This window comes from Mycobacterium montefiorense, assembly GCF_003112775.1.
GTDB lineage: Bacteria > Actinomycetota > Actinomycetes > Mycobacteriales > Mycobacteriaceae > Mycobacterium > Mycobacterium montefiorense.
Genome location: NZ_BFCH01000036.1, coordinates 187,456 through 203,618 on the forward strand (window position 1 = coordinate 187,456; position 16,163 = coordinate 203,618).

Below are 16,163 nucleotides of genomic sequence, written 5' to 3' on the forward strand. Positions count from 1 at the left end.
CGAACAAGCCGCACGCGGGCTGGGCTGGGTGAAAGCCCGTCCTGTAAAGATGAAAGTGTGCGGCACGACGACGTCCTCCTGCGCAGCGATCCACGCCGGGTCGCGCTACTGGCAGTGCACACCTCACCCCTGGCTCAACCGGGCACCGGCGACGCCGGCGGGATGAACGTGTACGTGCTGCAAAGTGCGCTGCATCTGGCCCGGCGCGGTATCGAGGTGGAGATCTTCACCCGGGCCACCGCGTCGGCCGATCCGCCGGTCGTGCAGGTTGAGCCCGGCGTGCTGGTGCGCAACGTGGTGGCGGGACCGTTCGAGGGCCTGGACAAGTACGACCTGCCCACCCAGCTGTGCGCGTTCGCGGCCGGGGTGCTGCGTGCCGAAGCGTCGCATGAGCCCGGCCACTACGACATCGTGCACTCCCACTACTGGCTGTCCGGTCAGGTCGGCTGGCTGGCCCGCGACCGCTGGGCGGTGCCGCTGGTGCATACCGCGCACACGCTTGCCGCGGTCAAGAACGCGGCGCTGGCCAACGGCGATGCGCCCGAGCCGCCGCTGCGCACCGTGGGGGAGCAGCAGGTCGTCGACGAGGCAGACCGGCTGATCGTCAACACCGATGATGAAGCAAGGCAATTGATTTCGATCCATCGCGCCGGTCCGGAGCGAATCGACGTGGTTCATCCCGGCGTCGACCTGGAGGTGTTTCATCCGGGTGATCGCCGCGCGGCGCGGGCCGCGCTGGGACTGCCGCTCGACGAACAGATCGTGGCGTTCGTCGGGCGCATCCAGCCGTTGAAGGCGCCCGACATCGTGCTGCGGGCGGCGGCGAAACTGCCGGCGGTGCGCATCGTGGTGGCCGGCGGGCCGTCGGGCAGTGGCCTGGCCACCCCGGACGGTTTGGTTCGGCTGGCCGACGAACTCGGGATCGCGGCGCGGGTGACGTTCCTGCCGCCGCAGTCCCGGGAGAATCTGGCCACCTTGTTCCAGGCCTCGAATCTTGTTGCGGTGCCAAGCTATTCGGAGTCTTTCGGCTTGGTCGCCGTCGAGGCGCAGGCCTGCGGAACTCCGGTGGTGGCGGCGGCGGTCGGCGGGCTGCCGGTGGCGGTGCGCGACGGTGTCACCGGCTCGCTGGTTTCCGGGCACGACGTCGGCGACTGGGCGCACGCACTCGATGGGCTGCTGCGGTTGGACGGCACGCCGCAGGGCACGGCGATGAGCCGGGCCGCGGCCGCGCACGCGGCGACATTCTCCTGGGAAAGCACCACTGACGCGTTGCTGGCCAGCTACCGGCGGGCCATCGGCGACTTCACCGCGGCGCGGCAGCGCCGGGTTCGCGACCGGGTCGCCGCCCGCAAACCGCGCCGCTGGACACCGCGTCACGGGGTGGGCGCGTGAATTCGTCCGTGCAGCAGCTGATCGAGCGTGCCCTCGATGCCAGCGATCTGACGTACTCGAAACACGAAGGCGCACATGGTGGGAAGCCGGGGCTGGTGGTGGAGCTGCCCGGTGAGCGCAAGCTCAAGACCAACACCATCCTGAGCATCGGCGAGCACTCGGTGCGCGTCGAGGCGTTCGTGTGCCGCAAGCCCGACGAGAACTATGAGGGCGTCTACCGGTTCCTGCTCAGGCGCAACCGCCGGCTTTACGGAGTCGCTTACACGCTGGACAACGTCGGCGACATCTATCTGGTTGGCCGGATGTCGCTGGCATCGGTTGACGCCGAGGAGATCGATCGAGTGCTGGGGCAGGTACTCGAAGCGGTGGATGCAGACTTTAATACTTTGCTGGAGTTGGGTTTTCGCTCATCGATTCAGAAGGAATGGGATTGGCGGGTGTCGCGTGGCGAGTCGCTGAAGAATCTGGAGGCCTTCGCCCACTTGATCGACGACGACGATGACGACCGCTGAATGAGTGCGTGAGAGACTGACCGGCATGGGTGACACTGCGACGCTGGTACTGCTTCGCCACGGCGAAAGCGAGTGGAACTCGCTGAACCTGTTCACGGGGTGGGTCGACGTCGGCCTCACCGAAAAGGGCCGCACCGAAGCGGTTCGCAGCGGCAAGCTGCTGACCGAACATAACTTGCTGCCCGACGTGCTCTACACCTCGCTGTTGCGCCGCGCGATCACCACCGCACACCTGACACTGGATGCGGCCGACCGGCTGTGGATCCCGGTACACCGCAGCTGGCGGCTCAACGAACGTCACTACGGCGCGCTGCAAGGCCTCGACAAGGCCGAAACGAAGGCCCGCTACGGCGACGAGCAGTTCATGGCGTGGCGGCGCAGCTACGACACCCCGCCGCCGCCAATCGAGAAGGGCAGCGAGTTCAGCCAGGACGCCGACCCGCGTTATGCCGATATCGGCGGCGGCCCGCTGACCGAATGCCTGGCCGATGTGGTGGTGCGGTTCCTGCCGTACTTCACCGACGTCATCGTCCCGGATCTGCGCTTTGGCAAGACGGTGCTGATCGTCGCCCACGGCAACTCGCTGCGCGCCCTGGTCAAGCACCTCGACCAGGTCTCCGACGATGAGATCTCCGAGCTGAACATCCCGACCGGGATTCCGCTGCGTTACGACCTGGACGCGGACCTGCGTCCGGTGGTGCCGGGCGGTACCTACCTGGACCCCGACGCTGCGGCGGCCGGCGCCGCGGCGGTAGCCAGCCAGGGAGCCCGGTAGGTTGGCCGCGCGGCCTGATTTTCGTCGCTTTTGAGCCCAAAAGGCCCTCTGGCCAAATTCCGCATGAACGGCAGCCGAACACCTGTGGCGCAAGTTGTGACTTGTCCGATTTTGGCCTCGTTCCGCTAGGGCTGCGTTCACCAGATTTGTAGAATTTGGTTCGTGACTGTGTTCTCGGCGCTGTTGCTGGCCGGGGTCTTGTCCTTGCTGACGCTGGCCGTTGGTGTGGCGGCCGGCACCCGTTTGTCTGCACGTGTGGTCCGACGCCGTCAGCGAGCGGCCACCGAATCGACTGGGATCACCATCGCGCAGATGCTGCAGCAGATCGTCACCCTGATGCCGTTGGGTGCCGCCGTGGTGGATTCACACCGCGACGTCGTTTACCTCAACGAGCGAGCCAAGGAATTGGGCCTGGTGCGCGACCGTCAGCTCGACGACCAAGCCTGGCAAGCGGCGCAGCAGGCGCTGGGCGGTGAGGAAGCCGAATTCGACCTACAGCCCGGCAAGCGCGCGGCCGCCGGGCGGTCCGGGATATCGGTGCACGGGCAAGCCCGGCTGCTCAGTGAAGAGGATCGCCGGTTCGCCGTGGTCTTCGTCCACGACCAGTCCGACTACGCCCGCATGGAGGCCACCCGGCGTGACTTCGTCGCCAACGTGAGCCACGAGCTCAAGACCCCGGTCGGCGCCATGGCTCTGCTCGCCGAGGCTCTGCTGGCGTCAGCCGACGACTCCGAAACCGTGCGCCGGTTCGCCGAGAAGGTGCTGATCGAGGCCAACCGGCTGGGGGACATGGTCGCCGAGCTCATCGAATTGTCCCGGCTACAGGGTGCCGAGCGGTTGCCGAACGTCACCGCTGTTGAGGTCGATACCGTTGTGTCCGAAGCAATTTCGCGTCACAAGGTGGCCGCTGACAACGCCAAGATCGAGGTTCGCACCGATTCGCCCGCCGGTTTACGGGTACTCGGGGACCAAACGCTGCTGGTGACCGCATTGGCCAATCTCGTGTCCAATGCGATCGCCTATTCGCCGCCGGGTTCACCGGTGTCGATCAGCCGTCGCCGGCGTGGCGAGAACATCGAGATCGCGGTCACCGATCGCGGCATTGGGATTGCGCTCGAAGACCAGGAACGGGTCTTCGAGCGGTTTTTCCGGGGGGACAAGGCGCGTTCGCGAGCCACCGGCGGCAGTGGGCTGGGGCTGGCGATCGTCAAGCACGTTGCGGCCAATCACGATGGCAGCATCGGCGTGTGGAGCAAGCCGGGAACCGGTTCGACGTTCACGTTGTCCATCCCGGCCTATCAGGACAGCGAACGCGACGAAGAATCCGAGCAACCCCGGGCTCGCGAGGTGCGGCCCAACAGGTCCCAACGAGAGGAAGAACTAAGTCGATGACCAGTGTGCTGATAGTGGAGGACGAGGAGTCGCTTGCCGATCCACTGGCCTTCCTGCTCCGTAAGGAAGGCTTCGAAGCCACCGTGGTGACCGATGGGCCCGCGGCGCTATCCGAGTTCGATCGCGCCGGCGCGGACATCGTGCTGCTCGATCTGATGCTGCCGGGCATGTCGGGCACCGACGTGTGCAAGCAGCTGCGCGCTCGTTCCAGCGTTCCCGTGATCATGGTGACGGCCCGCGACAGCGAGATCGACAAGGTGGTCGGCTTGGAGCTCGGAGCCGATGACTATGTGACCAAGCCGTATTCGGCGCGCGAATTGATTGCGCGGATCCGGGCGGTGCTTCGCCGGGGCGGCGACGACGACTCCGAAATCAGTGACGGCGTCCTCGAGTCCGGCCCGGTGCGGATGGACGTCGAGCGGCACGTCGTGTCGGTCAGCGGCGACACAATTACCTTGCCGCTCAAGGAGTTTGATCTGCTTGAATACCTGATGCGCAACAGCGGGCGGGTGCTCACCCGTGGGCAGCTGATCGATCGGGTTTGGGGCGCGGACTATGTCGGCGACACCAAGACGCTGGACGTCCACGTCAAGCGGCTGCGGTCCAAGATCGAAGCCGACCCGGCCAACCCGGTGCACCTGGTGACGGTTCGCGGACTGGGCTACAAGCTCGAGGGCTAGTCGTTCGTCTGTTGTAAAGCTCTGACCCGCGCGAAACGCGTTGCCGCACATGGCAGTACGTCGCGTTGGCGATTCTCGCCGAATCTCTGTTTGCTGAAAATCCGCTCCAGCCAATCGGGACACTGGGGACATGCCATCAGGCAAGCGCCTGCTGGCAAATCAATGTAGTGCGTCGCCGCGGAGAGCGGGATACCCCACTTACCACTGACCGGCGGTCATTATCGAACCCCCTTGCGCTTGTGCCGGGCTCGTTAGACACTTTCTAGCAACACGCTTCAGAGGATTTGATCCTTAACGGGGAGACATGTGAGGCGCTTTTAGCAACACGTGTCAAAGGATTTCATCCTTAACTGGGGGAGGTTGAGGTCGTGGATTATGCGTTGTTGCCGCCTGAGGTAAATTCCGGGCTCATCTATGCCGGGCCGGGTTCGGGGCCGTTGTTGGCGGCTGCGGCAGGCTGGGATGCAGTGTTTGCCCAGTTGGAATCTGCCGCCAATGGTTACGCGTCGCAGGTTTCGCTGCTAACCGGCCAAGCCTGGTCGGGTCCGTCGTCGATGCTGATGGCTGCGGCGGCTGCGCCGTACACGGCGTGGCTACAGATCAGCGCTGCTCAGGCGGAGCAAACGGCCGCCCAGGCCTACGCCGCGGCAGCGGCTTATGAGGCGGCGTTTGCGATGACGGTGCCGCCTCCGATGGTCGCGGCCAACCGGGCGCAGTTGATGGCATTGGTGGCGACTAATTTCTTCGGGCAGAACACGTCCGCGATCGCGGCCACCGAGGCTCAGTACATCGAGATGTGGACGCAAGACACTACCGCCATGTATGCCTATGCTGCTGACGCTTCGACGGCGAGCACCCTGGAATCGTTCGAGGAGCCGCCGCGGACCACCAACGATGCCGGCCCCGCTAACCAGGCCCGCGCGGTGAGCCAGTCGGCAACGAACACCACCCAGCAAACAGTTACCAACGCCATTGGCCCGCTGCAGGATCCCACCCTGCAGCCCGGCAACATCATCACCCTCGCGCCGCGCGGCAACACCTTGGTCACCCTCAACCCCGGTGTCAGCGTCCAGGTCTTCCGCGGGTTCCCGATCGGGTTTGCCACCTCCACCGGTGCCACTGTCGATGTCACCCAGGGGGTGGTCGAAACGGCCGACGGCTCCGCGACGGGGCTCATCACCTTGCCCGCTGGCGGTTACTTCTATCCCGCCTCGTCAGGCGCCACCTTCACCGTTGAGGCCGGCACAATGTATGCGTTGAACAACTCCGCCACGGCGGCGTCCATGACCATTACGGGAGGCGCTGTCGACGTCACTGGCGCCGCCAGCGCGTTTAGCTGGAACCCCGCCACCGGGGTCCTCACGGTCCTGGCGCACGGCAGCGTCAGTGTCGCTCCCGCCGCCCCGGTCCCTGCTGTTGTGTCGGGTTCGTCGAGTGGCGTGGCGGCCGCCCCGATGGCGGCTTCGCCGGGCTTGGTGGGGACGTCGGCAATTCAGCCTCAGTTCAATGCGGAGGGACTCGCGGATTGGGCTCGTCGACTATCTGACGCCGACCTAGCCGCCGGCCTCGGCCAGAGCGCCGGTTGAAATGGGTGAGATGAACGTGCCGGTGCTGGCAGGGTGGCACGATTTCTCCAGCGTTCGCGTGCAGTGTGCGGGCCCGGGCACATCGTCTTCGCTGGGTGCGTTGTCGGTGCCTGCTGGCTGGCCGATGGCTGGCACAGAGACGGATCCGGCCGCGCCGCCAGCGTCGCCACGCTCGACGACACGGTAAGTCGGCGCGCGGCTCCCCGGTTCTTCGCAGCAACGTGCACGGGCGCTCAGCGCAGGCCGACCTCGGCGTGCCCGGTTCCCAACACTGACCAGCTGTGGTCGACGACTCGGGTACGGCCTTCGCGGTGGCTGATCTCGACGTGAATGTCAGCCTGCTCGGTGTTGGTGCACACCGCGGTGTCCCCGTCAGGATCGGTGTAGCGCAGACTCACGCACCTTTGCTCCGGCTGGTCGACCCGGATCGACACCGCGCGGTTCCCGATGCGCCCCTTCAATTGCCAGTGGCCCAGCTGTAGCGTGGTCCGCATCCGAAGTGCGGGCAAAGGGCTTGCGGGCCAATCCTTTCCGTCGATACGGAAGCGGATGAACGCCATCGGTGCAAGTCTGCGCAGCCCGGGCTTGTGTGACACCGCGGTGACCACCTCCAAGACGTCGCCGCCGCCGAGGTCGGCGTGGATCCACCCCCAGCGCTTGGCGTTGCCGTGCCCGTAGATGTGGGCGAGGGCACCGCGCCAGCCGTCGACGCGCCTAGTCGCGGCGCCGATGGTCAGCGACCCGGTGAAGTCGGCGGTAGGCGCGACCACCACCTGAGCACCGGGCAGTAGCTCGCGTTCCCACGCCACCCGCGGAAACGTCCACAACGGCTTTCCGGCGTCCGTCCAGGACAGTTCCCAGGCGAGTGCTCCGGCCTGACCGGTGAGGCCTTCGGGCCCCACGCGTATGCCCCCGGCATCGAACCAGGTCGCACCGGCAGCGGCTAGAGCGGGCACAGGGCCGAACCGTTCGGTGTGCGGCGGGCCGTCCGGCGGAAACCAGGTTGCCCAGCCATGTGCATAGGGGTCACCGCCCTGGGTCGGGGCGACCGTCTCGCCGTGAATCCACAGGCCGGCGTGCGTCTGCGGGTCCGAGAGGGTGGCGTACCAGACTTCAAGCCGCCCGGCCGCACCCTTCCAGCGCGGAGCCGCCGCCGATCGCATCTCGTCATCCATGGGCCCACCTCCGGCCGGCTGGTGGGTGCGGTTACTCAGCGATTCGAGTCGCCGGGTGCACGGCGATGAGCCCTAATTGACTGCGGCGCTTACACATTGCCGCCAGCTCGGCATAGGCTTTGGAGCCGAGTAGTTCGCTGAGTTCGTCGGCCAGGCTTTCCCACACCGGCTTGGCGCCGACATGCGCGGCCGGATCGCCGGTGCAGTACCAGTGCAAGTCGGCGCCCCCGGAGCCCCAGCCGCGGCGGTCGTATTCGGTGATCCACGTCTTGAGGATCTCCGTGCCGTCGGGCCGCGTCACCCATTCCTGGCTGCGCCGGATCGGCAACTGCCAGCAGACCTCGGGTTTCATCGTCAGCGGCGGCACGCCCAGCTTGAGCGCCTTGCTGTGCAGCGCGCAACCGACCCCGCCGGCAAAGCCGGGCCGGTTCAAGAAAATGCACGCCTGCTTGTATTTGCGGGTGCGGTACTGGGGCTGGCCTTCATGCTCGTCGAGTTCGAGATAACCCTTACGGCCCAAGCCCTTTTCGCGAAATTGCCAGTCATCGTCGGTGAGTTGTTTGACTGCGTCGTCCAAGCTGGCGCGGTCGTCGTCGTCGGACAGGAATGCGCCGTGCGAGCAACACCCGTCGTCCGGGCGGCCCTCGACCGTGCCGCGGCAGGCCGGCGTGCCGAAAACACACGTCCAGCGGGACAGCAGCCAGGTGAGATCGGCCGCGATCAAGTGTTCCGGATTGTCCGGATCGAAGAACTCCACCCATTCACGGGCAAAATCCAACTCCACTTCTTGCCCAGGCTCGGGGTGCGAATTCGCCACGGATGCAACGTTAGACCAATATTCGTGTCCATCGACCTGCTGACACTCGCGCCCGCCCGGTGGTGGATCAGCGGATCCCGGTTTGCCCCGGAATTGTGGCTCGCCGCGCCGGAATGTTGGGCTTCCCAGCGGGGCGCAAGCCAAACCGCATCGGTGTCCCGCTAGTTTGTTTTCGTGCGATTAGGCGTGCTTGACGTGGGTAGCAATACGGTCCATCTATTGGTGGTCGATGCCCACCGCGGCGGGCATCCGACCCCGATGAGTTCGACGAAGGCCACGTTGCGGTTGGCCGAGGCCACCGATAGCTCGGGCAAGATCACCAAGCGCGGCGCCGAAAAGCTGACCTCCACGATCGACGAGTTCGCAAAGATCGCCGTCAGCTCCGGTTGTTCGGAACTGATGGCCTTTGCCACCTCCGCGGTCCGCGACGCGGAGAATTCCGACGACGTGTTGACCCGGGTGCGCAAAGAGACCGGTGTCGACTTGCAAGTTCTGACCGGGGTGGACGAGTCCCGGTTGACCTTTCTGGCGGTGCGCCGCTGGTACGGGTGGAGTGCCGGGCGAATCATCAACCTCGACATCGGGGGCGGCTCGCTGGAGCTGTCCAGCGGTGTCGACGAGGAACCCGAAGTGGCGTTGTCGCTGCCGCTGGGCGCCGGGCGGTTGACCCGCGAGTGGCTGCCCGACGATCCGCCCGGGCGGCGCCGGGTGGCAATGCTGCGCGATTGGCTGGACACTGAATTGGCGGACGCCAGCACGGCCGTACTCGATGCCGGCGCCCCAGACCTCGCGGTGGCGACGTCGAAGACTTTCCGCTCGCTGGCGCGGCTCACCGGTGCGGCGCCGTCGGCCGCCGGACCACGGGTGAAGAGAAGCCTGACCGCCAACGGCCTCAGGCAACTCATATCTTTCATCTCTAGGATGACCACCGCTGACAGGGCGGAATTGGAAGGAGTCAGCGCCGAGCGGGCGCCGCAGATCGTGGCGGGCGCTCTGGTGGCGGAGGCGAGCATGCGAGCACTGTCGATGGAAACAGTGGATATCTGCCCGTGGGCGTTACGGGAAGGTCTCATCTTGCGCAAGCTCGACAGCGAAGCCGACGGAACCGCCCTCGTAGAGACTTCGGTGCGCAATGCTGGAGGTCAGGGAGTTGATCGGAACACCAACCGATCGAGAGGCGACAAACCATGACCGGACCACATTCCGAGACCGAGAGCCCCGGCACTCGGCCCATCTCGGTGGCCGAACTGCTGGCCAGGAACGGAACCATTGGCTCCCCCGCTGTCACCCGACGGCGGCGGCGGCGCCGCGGCGATAGCGACGCGGTGACCGTCGCCGAGCTGACCGGTGAGATTCCCGTCATCCGCGACGATGACGAGCACGACGAGACACAACACCAAGCCCACGGCTCGGTCGAGGTCGCCGAGACCGAGTCCGAAGCAAGCCCCAAGCCGGTCGACGAACAACGGGCTACCCGGGACCAGCCCAAACCCGGGTACTGGACTGAAGCAGAGCCGCGTTGGCCCAAGTCGCCACCGCAGCCGCCCCGGGTCGGGCCCGAGCGCAGTGCCTACCCGCGGCCCGCGCGCCGCGATGCAGAGCAAGCCGAGGAACCTGCCGGGGCGTCGATGCCGTCGTCCGGCGCCGAGGACATGAGCCCGGATCCGCTGGAGCAATACGCGGATATGCCGGTGGACGTGATGGACTCCGAGGTGCGCGAAGCCGAACCCGCGACCGAGGATTCGGCTTACGTGCGTTCCTACTTGCAGACGTCGGATTCGACCCTGTTCGGCGGGCAGACCCTGGCCGACGAGGTGGCTCGACGGCGCAGCGACGAGCGCGACGAAGCCGACGCGGACTCGCTGAACGCCGCGAAGGCTGTCGAGGAAGACCACCCAGCCGCGGCTCCGCCCAAGGACGCGCACCCGGCGCCGGGCCGATTAGCGGCGCTGTGGCACGGCAGCCTGATCGTGTTCCAGTCAATGCTGGCCGTCGCATTCGGCGCCGGGCTTTTCATCGCGTTCGACCAACTGTGGCGATGGAACAGCCTGGTAGCGCTGGTGCTATCGGTGCTGGTCATCCTCGGTCTGGTGGCCGGGGTGCGGGTAGTCCGCAAAACCGAGGACATCGCGAGCACGCTGATCGCGGTGGCGGTCGGGGCGCTGATCACCTTGGGACCGCTGGCGCTATCCATGCAGTCCGGCTAGGCGTCACCCGCAAACTGTGCGCCCCGCAATCAAGGTCGGCCTGTCCACGGCCTCGGTCTACCCGTTGAGGGCCGAGGCCGCGTTCGAGTATGCGGCCAGGCTCGGCTATGACGGGGTCGAGCTGATGGTGTGGAGCGAGTCGGTCAGCCAGGACGTCGCCGCCGTCAAGAAGCTGTCGCGGCGCTACCGCGTGCCGGTGCTGTCGGTCCACGCTCCCTGCCTGCTGATCTCGCAGCGGGTGTGGGGTTCCAACCCGATTCCCAAGCTGGAACGCAGCGTGCGGGCCGCCGAGCAACTCGGTGCGCAGACCGTCGTCGTGCATCCGCCGTTTCGCTGGCAGCGGCGCTACGCCGAGGGATTTAGCGAGCAGGTGACGACCCTGGAAGCGTCCAGCGACGTGATGGTCGCGGTGGAGAACATGTTCCCGTTCCGGGCCGACCGGTTCTTCGGGGCCGACCAGTCGCGGGAGCGGATGCGCAGGCGCGGCGGCGGCCCAGGACCGGCGATTTCGGCGTTCGCGCCGTCGTATGACCCGCTGGACGGCAACCACGCGCACTACACGCTGGACCTGTCGCACACCTCGACCGCAGGCACCGACGCGCTGGAAATGACGGAACGGATGGGCGCGGGCCTGGTTCATTTGCATTTGTGCGACGGGAGCGGCATGCCGTCGGACGAGCACCTGGTGCCCGGGCGCGGCACGCAACCCACCGCCGAGGTGTGCCAGATGCTGGCCGCCGGCCAGTTCGCTGGCCACGTCATCCTCGAGGTGTCCACGTCCACCGCACGCTCGGCCAGCGAACGTGAAGCCATGCTCGCCGAATCGCTGCAATTCGCCCGCACGCATTTGATGCGATGACCCTCAGGAGACTATGACCGCGCTATTCACCACCGCAATGACGCTGCGGGAGGTCGATCCGGGTGTATTCGAGGGAGAGCTCAACAAGCACTGGACCATCGGGACCAAGGTGCACGGCGGCGCGATGCTGGCGCTGTGCGCCAACGCCGCGCGCAGCGCGTGCGCCGGGCACCCGGCCGGACTCGAGCCGGTTGCGGTGTCGGCGAGCTTCCTGTGGGCGCCCGATCCGGGACCGATGCGGCTGCTGACCTCGATCCGCAAGCGCGGGCGCCGGATCTGTGTTGTCGACGTCGAGCTCTTGCAGGGCGATCGCACCGCCGTGCACGCTGTGGTCAACCTCGGCGAGCCCGAGCACTTTTCGCCCGGCGGTGACACGGCGCCGCTGCTGTCGGCGAATCCCGTCGCGGATCTGATGGCTCCAGAGCCGCCCGACGACATCGAGCCGATCGGGCCCGGTCACGCGCTGGCCGGGCTGGTGCACCTCGGCGAGGGCTGCGATGTCCGGCCGCTGCTGTCCACTCTTGCGCCCAGCACCGACGGGCGGCCGCCGGTGCTGCAGATGTGGGCGCGGCCGCGCGACGTTGCCCCTGACGCCCTCTTCGCGCTGATGTGCGGCGATCTATCCGCACCGGTGACCTTCGCCGTGCAGCGCACCGGATGGGCACCCACGATTGCGCTCACCGCCTTCCTGCGGGCACTGCCCACCGACGGCTGGTTGCGCGTGATCTGCACCTGCCTCGAGATCGGGCACGACTGGTTCGACGAGGACCACATCGTCGTCGACAGCCTGGGCCGGCTCGTTGTCCAGTCCCGCCAATTGGCGCTGGTGCCCGCGCCCCGGTAACCGGGAGAAGCCCGGCCGTCTGCGATGCTTTCTCCCATGGCGAGAATCGCGATCATAGGCGGTGGCAGCATCGGCGAAGCCTTGCTGTCGGGTCTGCTTCGGGCAGGTCGGCAGGTCAAAGACCTGGTGGTATCCGAACGTGTGCCGGAACGCGCCAAGTACCTGGCCGACACCTATTCGGTGTTGGTGACGTCGTCACTGGCCGACGCCGTCGAGCACGCCACGTTTGTTGTCGTTGCGGTGAAGCCCGCCGATGTCGAGTCGCTGATGGGGGAGCTGGCCCGAGTCGCCGCCGCGGCCGAGGACGGTAGCGCCGAGCAGGTTTTCGTCACCGTCGCGGCTGGAATCACGGTCACCTACTTCGAGTCCAAGCTCCCGGCGGGAACACCGGTGGTCCGGGCGATGCCGAACGCGGCGGCCGTGGTGGGTGCGGGGGTGACCGCTCTGGCCAAGGGGCGTTTTGTCACCGGCCCGCAGCTCGAGGAGGTTTCGGCGTTGTTCGAGGCCGTCGGCGGCGTGCTGAGTGTCCCCGAGTCTCAGATGGACGCGGTGACCGCACTTTCGGGTTCGGGGCCCGCGTATTTCTTTTTGATGGTCGAGGCTCTGGTGGACGCGGGCGTCGCGGCGGGGCTGAGCCGGGACGTGGCGACCGGCCTGACGGCACAGACCATGGCCGGTTCGGCGGCGCTGCTGCTGGAACGGCTCGATCAGGAGCGGGGACCGGCCGGCAGCGAGGCCCTGGGGAAGCAGGGGGATACCGCCGCGGCCCAGCTGCGAGCCACGGTGACTTCTCCGGGCGGTACGACCGCCGCTGCGCTGCGCGAACTCGAACGAGGAGGCCTGCGGACGGCCGTCGACGCGGCCGTTCAGGCCGCTAAAAAGCGCTCTGAACAGCTAAGAATTACATCGGAATAATTCAAGAAATTTAAAATGATTGTCCCCCACCAGTACCAGTAACCCCACTAGTCCCGCTATTCTCCTTTGTGTATGCCCGTGTGGGTGCCAGCGGAGGGGAAGCCGCTGGCGTTGCGCGGGCCTGACACGATTGGGTTGCGATGACGTCTACGAACGGGCCATCGGCGCGGGATTCCGCAGGTAAGCCGCGGGATACAGCTTCTGTCGATAGCCAGGCCAGGACACAATTTCTCACCGTCGCCGAAGTGGCGGCCCTGATGCGGGTCTCCAAGATGACGGTTTACCGCCTGGTGCACAACGGAGAGCTACCGGCGGTGCGGGTTGGCCGGTCCTTCCGGGTGCACGCGAAGGCGGTGCACGACATGCTGGAGACGTCCTACTTCGACGCCGGCTGAGTCACCCCTCGCCGCGAGACGACGGCGGACGGGTCGGGACTGGCGCGTGGCCTTTTGAGCGGTCGCGCGACTGGGTGGTTTGGTGTTCGGTGCGGCCCGCCGGGTAAAGTGACTCGAGATTTTCAAGTCCTTTAGCAGTCCTTAACAAGCGGTCACAGGTCAGATAGCGGAGTTCATGGGTTCAGTAATCAAGAAGCGGCGCAAGCGTATGTCGAAGAAGAAGCACCGCAAGCTGCTGCGTCGCACGCGGGTGCAGCGCAGAAAACTTGGCAAGTAAGCCCTGCTTCGCCGCATTACCGAACTCGCCGACTGCCGCGCCGCTGTAGCGCCGGGGCTTGTCTCGGCCGTTAGGCTATTTGCGTGGATTCGTCGAGCGGGGGCGGCGCCGGAACCGGCGACAACGCGGATAACACCATGCACTACCCGAAAGTGGTGCTGGTTACCGGTGCGTGCCGGTTTCTCGGTGGCTACCTGACTGCCCGGCTGGCGCAGAACCCGCTGATCCAGGGCGTTATCGCCGTAGACGCGATCGCCCCCAGCAAGGACATGCTGCGCCGGATGGGCCGGGCCGAATTCGTCCGCGCCGACATTCGTAATCCCTTCATAGCCAAGGTGATTCGCAACGGCGACGTCGACACGGTGGTGCACGCCGCGGCGGCGTCGTATGCGCCGCGCTCCGGCGGGACGGCGGCGCTGAAGGAACTCAACGTGATGGGCGCCATGCAGCTTTTCGCGGCCTGCCAGAAAGCGCCCTCGGTTCGACGCGTCGTGCTGAAATCGACCTCCGAGGTCTACGGGTCGAGCCCCCGCGATCCGGTGATGTTCACCGAGGACAGCAGCAGCCGTCGGCCCCTGCGCGGTGGTTTCGCCAAGGACAGCCTCGATATCGAGGGCTACGTGCGCGGGCTGGGCCGGCGCCGGCCCGACATCGCGGTGACGATTCTGAGGCTGGCCAACATGATTGGGCCGGCGATGGACACCACACTGTCGCGGTATCTGGCCGGGCCGGTGGTGCCGACCATGCTCGGCCGCGATGCGCGATTGCAGTTGCTACACGAGCAAGATGCATTGGGTGCGCTGGAGCGTGCGGCGATGGCAGGCAAGGCCGGCACCTTCAACGTCGGTGCCGAGGGCATCGTCATGCTGTCGCAGGCGATCCGTCGGGCGGGCCGGATTCCGTTGCCGGTGCCCGGTTTCGGGGTGTGGGCGCTGGATTCGCTGAGACGGGCTAACCGTTACACCGAAATAAATCGTGAACAATTCAATTACTTAAGCTATGGCCGAGTCATGGACACGGCGAGGATGGAGTCCGAGCTCGGCTACCAGCCGAAATGGACGACGGCGGAGGCGTTTGACGACTACGTTCGTGGTCGCGGCTTGACTCCCATAATCGACCCAGATCGGGTACGCTCCTTGGAGGGTCGCGCCATAGCCTTAGCGCAGCGCTGGGGAAGCCGAAATCCAATTCCATGGGGTGGGGTCAGGTAGATATCGTGGCGGGTGAAACCAGAGCGAATGTCATTCCCCTGCACAGCAATAAGGGTCGAGTCGCAGCTCGCCGGAGAGCCGAAGCCTCGCGTCAGCATCCCTCGCTGCTCTCCGATCCGCACAGCCGGGCGTCGGCCGAACAGCTCGCCGCAGTAGTTCGTGAAATCGACGAGCACCGTCGCGTCGGGGGCGGAACTTCGGCAACCGAAGCGCCGTTCAGCGAGTTTGCCCAACAGGTCGCCGCGGTTGCCGGATTCTTCCGGCAGCGGTTGACGGGCGACTACACCGTCGACGAGTTCGGGTTCGATCCGCACTTCAACAACGCCGTCGTCCGGCCTTTGCTGAGATTCTTTTTCAAGTCGTGGTTCCGGGTCGAGGTCACCGGAATCGAGAACCTGCCGAGCGAAGGCGCCGCGCTGTTGGTGGCCAATCACGCCGGGGTGTTGCCGTTCGACGGACTGATGTTGTCGGTGGCGGTGCACGACGAGCATCCGGCGCAGCGCGACATGCGGCTGCTCGCCGCCGACATGGTGTTCGACATGCCGTTGATTGGCGAAGCCGCCCGCAAGGCGGGTCACACCATGGCCTGCACCACGGACGCGCACCGGCTGCTGGCCGCGGGCGAGCTGACCGCGGTGTTCCCGGAGGGCTACAAGGGCCTGGGCAAGCGCTTCGAGGACCGCTACCGGCTGCAACGGTTCGGTCGCGGCGGCTTTGTGACGGCGGCGTTGCGCACCAGGGCGCCGATCATCCCGTGCTCGATCATCGGGTCCGAAGAGATCTACCCGATGCTGACCGACGTGAAGCTGTTGGCGCGGCTGTTCGGCCTGCCCTACTTCCCGGTCACTCCGCTGTTTCCGTTGGCCGGGCCGGCCGGCCTGGTGCCGCTGCCGTCGAAGTGGCGGATCGCGTTCGGTGAGCCGATCTACACCAACGACTACGCCCCCTCCGACGCCGAGGACCCGATGGTCACCTTCGAGTTGACAGATCAGGTGCGCGAGACGATCCAGCAGACGCTGTACCGGCTACTCGCCGGGCGCCGCAACATCTTCTTGGGCTGAGCTTTTCGCTTCAGCGTCTTGAGCGTCTTGCCCTAACTCCGCTACGTCCCCTGCAGATATGCATA

Annotated in this window: 18 protein-coding genes; 16 read left to right on the forward strand and 2 right to left on the reverse strand. The window is 66.2% G+C overall.

The window, feature by feature from the left end:
• The first annotated feature begins 57 nt into the window (after window positions 1-57).
• The 7 genes from mshA to DB708_RS28265 all read left to right on the forward strand — a co-directional run bounded on the left by mshA (window position 58) and on the right by DB708_RS28265 (window position 6,524).
• Complete coding sequence (gene mshA / locus DB708_RS24660) at window positions 58-1,392, forward strand: D-inositol-3-phosphate glycosyltransferase (protein ID WP_165839910.1); 1,335 nt, start codon at window positions 58-60, stop codon at window positions 1,390-1,392.
• On the forward strand, window positions 1,389-1,904 hold the full coding sequence (locus DB708_RS24665; protein ID WP_165839911.1) for a type III secretion system chaperone family protein: 516 nt from the start codon (window positions 1,389-1,391) through the stop codon (window positions 1,902-1,904). The genes mshA and DB708_RS24665 overlap by 4 nt, the downstream gene beginning before the upstream one ends.
• Before the next feature lie 25 nt (window positions 1,905-1,929).
• Complete coding sequence (locus tag DB708_RS24670; RefSeq protein WP_108926285.1) at window positions 1,930-2,679, forward strand: phosphoglyceromutase; 750 nt, start codon at window positions 1,930-1,932, stop codon at window positions 2,677-2,679.
• A 162-nt stretch (window positions 2,680-2,841) separates the two neighbouring features.
• Complete coding sequence (locus DB708_RS24675; RefSeq protein ID WP_108926087.1) at window positions 2,842-4,071, forward strand: sensor histidine kinase; 1,230 nt, start codon at window positions 2,842-2,844, stop codon at window positions 4,069-4,071.
• A complete protein-coding gene (gene regX, locus DB708_RS24680) occupies window positions 4,068-4,751 on the forward strand; it encodes a two-component sensory transduction protein RegX (protein WP_108926088.1) in 684 nt (227 codons plus the stop codon). The genes DB708_RS24675 and regX overlap by 4 nt, the downstream gene beginning before the upstream one ends.
• A 368-nt stretch (window positions 4,752-5,119) precedes the next feature.
• Window positions 5,120-6,337: a PPE family protein gene (locus DB708_RS28120; RefSeq protein ID WP_108926089.1), complete on the forward strand. Its 1,218-nt coding sequence runs from the start codon at window positions 5,120-5,122 to the stop codon at window positions 6,335-6,337.
• A 10-nt stretch (window positions 6,338-6,347) separates the two neighbouring features.
• Window positions 6,348-6,524 carry a PPE family protein, SVP subgroup gene (locus tag DB708_RS28265; RefSeq protein ID WP_165839912.1) on the forward strand — a complete coding sequence of 59 codons (177 nt, stop codon included), beginning with the start codon at window positions 6,348-6,350 and terminating at the stop codon, window positions 6,522-6,524.
• A gap of 46 nt (window positions 6,525-6,570) precedes the next feature.
• Here the strand turns inward: DB708_RS28265 and DB708_RS24695 are convergent, their stop codons facing one another.
• Both DB708_RS24695 and DB708_RS24700 read right to left on the reverse strand, forming a co-directional pair.
• Window positions 6,571-7,512, reverse strand: a complete 942-nt coding sequence (locus DB708_RS24695) for a hypothetical protein (RefSeq protein ID WP_201263611.1) — start codon at window positions 7,510-7,512, stop codon at window positions 6,571-6,573.
• Window positions 7,513-7,543: 31 nt separating this feature from the next.
• Window positions 7,544-8,329 (reverse strand): hypothetical protein, encoded by a 786-nt coding sequence (locus DB708_RS24700; RefSeq protein WP_108926092.1) that lies wholly within the window; start codon window positions 8,327-8,329, stop codon window positions 7,544-7,546.
• A 174-nt stretch (window positions 8,330-8,503) separates the two neighbouring features.
• Here DB708_RS24700 and DB708_RS24705 point away from each other — a divergent pair, with 174 nt between their 5' ends.
• The 9 genes from DB708_RS24705 to DB708_RS24745 all read left to right on the forward strand — a co-directional run bounded on the left by DB708_RS24705 (window position 8,504) and on the right by DB708_RS24745 (window position 16,098).
• Window positions 8,504-9,520 carry a Ppx/GppA family phosphatase gene (locus DB708_RS24705; RefSeq protein WP_201263612.1) on the forward strand — a complete coding sequence of 339 codons (1,017 nt, stop codon included), beginning with the start codon at window positions 8,504-8,506 and terminating at the stop codon, window positions 9,518-9,520.
• Window positions 9,517-10,536, forward strand: coding sequence for a hypothetical protein (locus tag DB708_RS24710; RefSeq protein ID WP_108926093.1), 1,020 nt, complete (start codon window positions 9,517-9,519; stop codon window positions 10,534-10,536). The genes DB708_RS24705 and DB708_RS24710 overlap by 4 nt, the downstream gene beginning before the upstream one ends.
• A gap of 16 nt (window positions 10,537-10,552) precedes the next feature.
• A complete protein-coding gene (locus DB708_RS24715; RefSeq protein WP_108926094.1) occupies window positions 10,553-11,395 on the forward strand; it encodes a sugar phosphate isomerase/epimerase family protein in 843 nt (280 codons plus the stop codon).
• Between the two features lie 13 nt (window positions 11,396-11,408).
• A complete protein-coding gene (locus DB708_RS24720) occupies window positions 11,409-12,239 on the forward strand; it encodes a thioesterase family protein (protein WP_108926095.1) in 831 nt (276 codons plus the stop codon).
• Between the two features lie 36 nt (window positions 12,240-12,275).
• Window positions 12,276-13,154, forward strand: coding sequence for a pyrroline-5-carboxylate reductase (proC, locus tag DB708_RS24725; RefSeq protein WP_201263613.1), 879 nt, complete (start codon window positions 12,276-12,278; stop codon window positions 13,152-13,154).
• 140 nt (window positions 13,155-13,294) lie between these two features.
• Window positions 13,295-13,549, forward strand: coding sequence for a cell division/environmental response transcriptional regulator (locus DB708_RS24730; protein WP_108926097.1), 255 nt, complete (start codon window positions 13,295-13,297; stop codon window positions 13,547-13,549).
• A gap of 175 nt (window positions 13,550-13,724) precedes the next feature.
• A complete protein-coding gene (locus DB708_RS24735) occupies window positions 13,725-13,826 on the forward strand; it encodes a 30S ribosomal protein bS22 (RefSeq protein ID WP_003402602.1) in 102 nt (33 codons plus the stop codon).
• A gap of 83 nt (window positions 13,827-13,909) precedes the next feature.
• Window positions 13,910-15,037 carry an SDR family oxidoreductase gene (locus DB708_RS24740; protein ID WP_108926098.1) on the forward strand — a complete coding sequence of 376 codons (1,128 nt, stop codon included), beginning with the start codon at window positions 13,910-13,912 and terminating at the stop codon, window positions 15,035-15,037.
• Window positions 15,019-16,098 carry a lysophospholipid acyltransferase family protein gene (locus DB708_RS24745; RefSeq protein WP_108926099.1) on the forward strand — a complete coding sequence of 360 codons (1,080 nt, stop codon included), beginning with the start codon at window positions 15,019-15,021 and terminating at the stop codon, window positions 16,096-16,098. The genes DB708_RS24740 and DB708_RS24745 overlap by 19 nt, the downstream gene beginning before the upstream one ends.
• Window positions 16,099-16,163: the final 65 nt, after the last annotated feature.